Source organism: Luteibacter sp. P4_D7_3 (genome assembly GCF_056401735.1).
Window position 1 is genome coordinate 1 of record NZ_JBFUIT010000272.1, and the last position, 5,340, is coordinate 5,340.

Below are 5,340 nucleotides of genomic sequence, written 5' to 3' on the forward strand. Positions count from 1 at the left end.
ACCCAGTACCAGCGCCCCGACGATTCCTGCCGTGGTCCGGCCGCGCCACCAGCCCAGCAGCGCGCCGACGACGACGAAAAAGACCTGCCAGGCGATCAGGTTCCACCAGGGCACCAGGCCCATCAGGTTGCTGAAGATGCGCAGGGCGGCACCGGGGTCGTCGGGATCGACCCCTTGCATCGCCCGGGCGAGAAGCTCATCCACGCGAGCGGGCGAGCGCCTCGTCGATGCGCGAGATGGCACCCTCGCGGCCCGCCAGGAAAATCGTGTGCTCAATGGACGGCGACACCTGGGTTCCGGTCATCGCCACGCGCAGTGGCGCGGCAACCTTGCCCATGCCGAGCTCCAGCGCAGYCGCCACGCGCTCGACTGCGCCATGAATGGCTTCAGGCGTCCAGTCGGGTAGTGCGGCCATTTCAGCCTTTGCGACCTCGAGTGCGGCCGGGGCCGTCTCGTTGCGCAGGTGCTTTTCGATAGCCTTGTCATCCCACTCGACAATCGGGCCGTACCAGATCTTCGCGCGCTCAGCCATTTCCTTGAACGTCTGCACGCGGTCGCGCAAGGCGACGACGACATCCGCCGGATTCGGACCCTTCGAGGCGTCGATACCGATCCTGTCCAGGTGCCAGGCCAGCTCGGCGCCGAGCAGCGCCGGATCGTCCGTCTTCAGGTAATGCTGGTTGAGCCAGGACAGCTTGGTAACGTCGAAACGCGACGCCGCCTTGTTCACATCGGCAACGTCGAACAGGGTCTTCATTTCGTCGACCGAGAAGATCTCCTTGTCGCCATGCGACCAGCCCAGACGCACGAGATAGTTGAGCAGCGCGTGTGGCAGGAAACCATCGTCGCGGTACTGCATGACGCTTACCGCGCCGTGACGCTTGGACAGCTTCTGGCCGTCCGGGCCAAGGATCATCGGCAGGTGCGCGAATTCAGGTACCGCCGCGCCCAGGGCCTTGTAGATGTTGATCTGGCGCGGCGTGTTGTTGACATGGTCGTCGCCACGAATCACTTCGGTGATACCCATGTCGATGTCGTCCACGACAACCGCGAAGTTGTACGTGGGAAAACCGTCCGAGCGGAAGATCACCAGATCGTCCAGTTCTTCGTTGGACCACTCGATGCGCCCCTTCACCTTGTCGTCGAAGACAACACTGCCGGTGGCGGGATTCTTGAAACGGATGACCCGGTTCGGGTCATCGCGCTGCGGCTCGTTGCGATCGCGGTAGTAGCCGTTGTAACGCGGCTTCACACCCGCCGCCATGGCCGCGTTGCGCATCGCCTCGATCTCTTCCTTCGTCTCGTAGGCGTAGTACGCCTTGCCCTCGCGCAGCAGCTGGTCGGCGACCTCGCGGTAGCGCTCCATGCGCAACGTCTGGTAGTACGGGCCTTCGTCATGCACCAGTCCGAGCCAGGACATGCCGTCGAGAATGGCCTGCACGGCCTCCTGGGTGGACCGTTCGCGATCCGTGTCCTCAATTCTCAGCACGAATTCACCGCCCCGACGGCGGGACTCCAGCCAGCAATACAGCGCGGTGCGGGCACCGCCGATATGGAGGTAGCCGGTAGGACTGGGAGCAAAGCGGGTACGGACGGTCATTGTAGGGGTCGTCAGGCAGGCAAGACCGCGATTTTAACCCAGCCCCGCTGTCATATGCCGGTCATGCCCTGATAACCGCGCGGACACGCCATTGCGCGAGCATGCGTCAAGCCAGGCCAGAAGGGGCACCGCCATGCGAGTGGGCATCGTCACCGAGACCTACGCACCGGACGTGAACGGGGTAGCCCTTACCGTCCAGACGCTCGCCCGCGGACTTGTCCGGCGAGGGCACACGGTCGACCTCATCAGGCCGATCCACCCGGATACGCCACCGCTGGCCGACGCGGGCATGGATGTCCTCGCCGTCGAAGGCGCCGCGATGCCGCGATACTCCGGCCTTCGCTTTGGCCTCCCTGCCCGCTTCCGTATCGAACGCCGCTGGCGCGCAGAGCGCCCGGACGCGATCTATGTGGCGACGGAAGGCCCCCTCGGCTGGACTGCTGTCAGCGCTGCTCGCCGACTCGGCATTCCGGTCGCTACCGGTTTCCACACACGCTTCGACTTCTACGTGGGCCATTACGGTTTCGGCGCACTCACGCCTTTCGTGCGCCGCTATCTCGCCCGCTTCCATCGCCGCGCGCAGACGACCCTGGTGCCCACCGGCCAGTTGGCGGGCGAGCTCAACGATCTCGGCGTGCATGACGTACGCGTCCTGCGCCGCGGCGTCGATACCGCACGCTTCCATCCGGAGCATCGCAACGACGCGCTGCGCGAAAGCTGGGGCGCCGGTGCCGATACACCGGTGGTGCTCAGCGTGGGCCGCGTCGCGCCCGAAAAGAACCTGCACGTCGTCATCGAGGCCTACCGTGCCCTGGTTCGGCGGGTGCCACAGGCCCRCTGCGTCATCGTCGGCGACGGTCCGGGGCGTGCCGCACTCGAGGCGGCCAATCCGGACGTGATCTTCGCCGGTACGCGTCGTGGTGAGGAGCTGGCGGCGTTCTACGCCAGCGCTGACCTGTTCGTCTTCCCCAGCCTCACGGAAACCTTCGGCAACGTGGTACTCGAGGCGATGGCATCGGGCATACCGGTCGTCGCCTACGCCGAAGCCGCCGCGCGTGAGTTCATCCGCAACGGGCAGAACGGTATTCGTGTCGCGCCAGGCAACGAAGGTGGCCTGATCGAACGCGCCGCCACCCTCGGTGCGGATACCACGGTGCGCACAGCCATGGGCCATGCAGCCCGCGCCTCCGTCGCCGGCCTTTCGCCCGAGTCCGTCGTGAACGACTTCGAAGCCATCATGCGGTCCCTTTTCGAGGAGAATGTCCATGAACGCAGCACCGCCGTCGCCGCGTAGGGCGAGCCTCGACCGGCGCATGTGCGTCGCCGCCAATCGCTGGGGCGCGCGCCGGGCCATCGGCATCTTCTTCGGCGCCATCAGCCGGCTGGGTGATGGCGTGTTCTGGTATGCGCTGATGACGGTCATCGCACTGGTCGGCGGCTGGCACGGCGTCGCCGTGGCGGCACAGATGGCCGTGACCGGTCTGACCGCACTGATGCTCTATCGCGTACTAAAGCGCTGGACGCGCCGCCCGCGCCCTTTCCGCACCTGTCCCGGCGTGATCGCGCACGTGCCGCCACTGGACGAGTTCAGTTTCCCGTCCGGCCACACGTTGCAGGCCGTCGCATTCACCGTCGTCGCGGTGGCGCACTACCCCATCCTGGCGCCGTTCCTGATCGGTTTTGCGGCGCTCGTCGGCGCGTCCCGCGTGGTGCTCGGCCTGCATTACCCGAGCGATGTGCTCGCCGCGACGGCGATTGGCGCGGGGCTTGGGACGCTGTCGCTGTGGGCGGAACGCGTGCTGGTTTGACGCCGGGCCAACCGGAGGCATTAGCCGACATACAGGGATAACGCGAATCACGGCGACGAACCAGTAACCGAAGCGGCGAGGAAAACGCGCGCCGCGCCGGAAATGACGTATCTGCACGACCGCCGTAACGGTCCGCGCGGGCGGCGACACCCACTCCAACGGCTCTCCTTCCACTCAACCGTATCGTCGTGAGAGACCTTGGTGTCCACCCTCGAGGCGAGTTCCGCACAAGTGGAGCGGCCGTAGGCCAGTTAAGTACATGGGCCGCGCGAGCGGCCTTTCCTTCTCGAACGCGGAGGACGTGTCTGAGCAGCGAGGGTGGGCACCAAGGTCTCCCCGCGAAACGCTCAAGTGTAGAGAGCGATGGCAACGCCGAGCCCGCGAGGCCGAAGGCGAGCCACGTGCTACGTGCGAGGTGACGAAGCATGCTCGGCCTGAAAGCCGAGCGCTCGGGCCCCGGTAATCCGCGAAGAACCAAAAAAAAGCCCGACCTGAGTCGGGCTTGCTTGCTCCGCGATAACACGCTGTCACGGCGAAAGGTTTCGGCAACGTGGATATCGCCGCTGAAGCGGCTCCCACATATCACGCCGCGGCGCGCGGCGCCTTCTGCATGATGCCGAGCATCGCGCCGAGCTTGTCGCGCATTTCGCGGCGGTCGACGATAACGTCGATGGCGCCGTGCTCGACCAGGAAGTCGGGACGCTGGAAGCCTTCCGGCAGGGTCTCGCGAACGGTCTGCTCGATGACGCGCGGACCGGCGAAGCCGATAAGCGCCTTCGGCTCAGCCACGTTGATGTCACCCAGCATGCCCAGGCTTGCGGAGACGCCACCGGTGGTCGGATGCGTGAGCACCGAGATGTACGGCACGCCAGCGTCGCGCATCCGTGCCAGGGCGGCCGAGGTCTTCGCCATCTGCATCAGCGAGAACAGGCCTTCCTGCATGCGCGCGCCACCCGTGGCGGCGAAGCAGACCAAGGCACTCTTGTCGGCCAGGGCGCGCTCAGCGGCACGGGCGAACTTCTCGCCGACCACCGAACCCATCGAGCCGCCCATGAAGGCGAATTCGAAGGCCACCGACACCACCGGGCGATCCAGCAGGYGGCCGGACATCGCGATAAGCGCGTCTTTCTCGCCCGTCGCCTTCTGCGCAGCAGCGACGCGGTCCTTGTACTTTTTCTGGTCCTTGAACTTCAGCGCATCGACCGCTTCCATCTTCGGCCAGAGCTCGGTGGTGCTGCCCTCATCGAAGAAGGCATTCAGACGAACACGCGCACTGATCGCGTGGTGGTGACCGCACTTCGGGCACACCATCAGCGACTTTTCCAACTCCGGCTTGTAAAGGACGGTGCCGCAACCGGCGCACTTTTCCCACACGCCCTCGGGCACCTTGCCCTTGTTGTCGCCGGCCGCGCGCTGCTGCGCGCGGGTCTTCGGCGTCATGATTTTCTGCAGCCAGTTCATGGTTCTCTCCGTGTATCTGTTCTAACCCAACGGCCGTTCAGCGCGCGTCGAGCGCAGCGCGGATCGGCGCGAGGAAATCGTGTGCCCTGCCGGCGAGATCGTCCGCCGAGGTCGCGCCGGAGAGGCGATCGACCAGGGCGCTGCCGATGACCACGGCGTCGGCAAAGGCGCCAATCGCCACGGCGCTTGCCGCGTCGCGAACACCAAAACCGACGGCCACCGGAGCCTTCGACCGGGCCCGGATGCCCGCCACGCGCTCGGCGATGTCGCCGGTGCTCAGCTGGGCCGCGCCGGTGATGCCAGCGAACGACACATAATACAGGAACCCCGAAGCCGCCTCGCTCAGGGCGGCCAGGCGCGTCTCGGTAGTGGTCGGCGAGGCCAGCAGGATCTGGTCGAGACCCACCGCACGGAGCGGCGCGAGCACGTGCGACTCCTCGAGCGGACAATCCACCATAAGGACGCCATCGA

General features: G+C 66.0%; 6 protein-coding genes. 2 read left to right on the top strand and 4 right to left on the bottom strand.

The window, feature by feature from the left end; genetic code table 11:
- Positions 1-204, bottom strand: a 204-nt coding sequence (locus tag AC1DSN_RS17770; protein ID WP_477331967.1) for a hypothetical protein, incomplete at its 3' end; no start/stop codon positions are given.
- Positions 197-1,600, bottom strand: coding sequence for a glutamate--tRNA ligase (gene gltX / locus AC1DSN_RS17775; RefSeq protein WP_477331969.1), 1,404 nt, complete (start codon positions 1,598-1,600; stop codon positions 197-199). The genes gltX and AC1DSN_RS17770, both read right to left, overlap by 8 nt.
- A 133-nt stretch (positions 1,601-1,733) precedes the next feature.
- On the opposite strand from gltX, the gene AC1DSN_RS17780 reads away from it, so the two are divergent.
- The gene (locus AC1DSN_RS17780) at positions 1,734-2,894 is read left to right on the top strand and encodes a glycosyltransferase family 4 protein (RefSeq protein ID WP_477331971.1); all 1,161 of its coding nucleotides are present in this window, start codon (positions 1,734-1,736) and stop codon (positions 2,892-2,894) included.
- Positions 2,866-3,408 (top strand): phosphatase PAP2 family protein, encoded by a 543-nt coding sequence (locus AC1DSN_RS17785; RefSeq protein ID WP_477297861.1) that lies wholly within the window; start codon positions 2,866-2,868, stop codon positions 3,406-3,408. Before AC1DSN_RS17780 ends, AC1DSN_RS17785 begins: the two co-directional genes overlap by 29 nt.
- A gap of 582 nt (positions 3,409-3,990) precedes the next feature.
- On the opposite strand, the gene accD is transcribed toward AC1DSN_RS17785, so the two are convergent.
- Positions 3,991-4,869: an acetyl-CoA carboxylase, carboxyltransferase subunit beta gene (accD, locus tag AC1DSN_RS17790; protein ID WP_477331973.1), complete on the bottom strand. Its 879-nt coding sequence runs from the start codon at positions 4,867-4,869 to the stop codon at positions 3,991-3,993.
- A 37-nt stretch (positions 4,870-4,906) separates the two neighbouring features.
- The coding region (locus AC1DSN_RS17795) for a tryptophan synthase subunit alpha (RefSeq protein WP_477331975.1) at positions 4,907-5,340 on the bottom strand (434 nt) is incomplete at its 5' end.

What these genes read in the sequence shown, in the direction of transcription:
- AC1DSN_RS17785 (WP_477297861.1), top strand. Translation starts at nt 2,866, where the DNA reads ATGAACGCAGCACCGCCGTCGCCGCGTAGGGCGAGCCTCGACCGGCGC.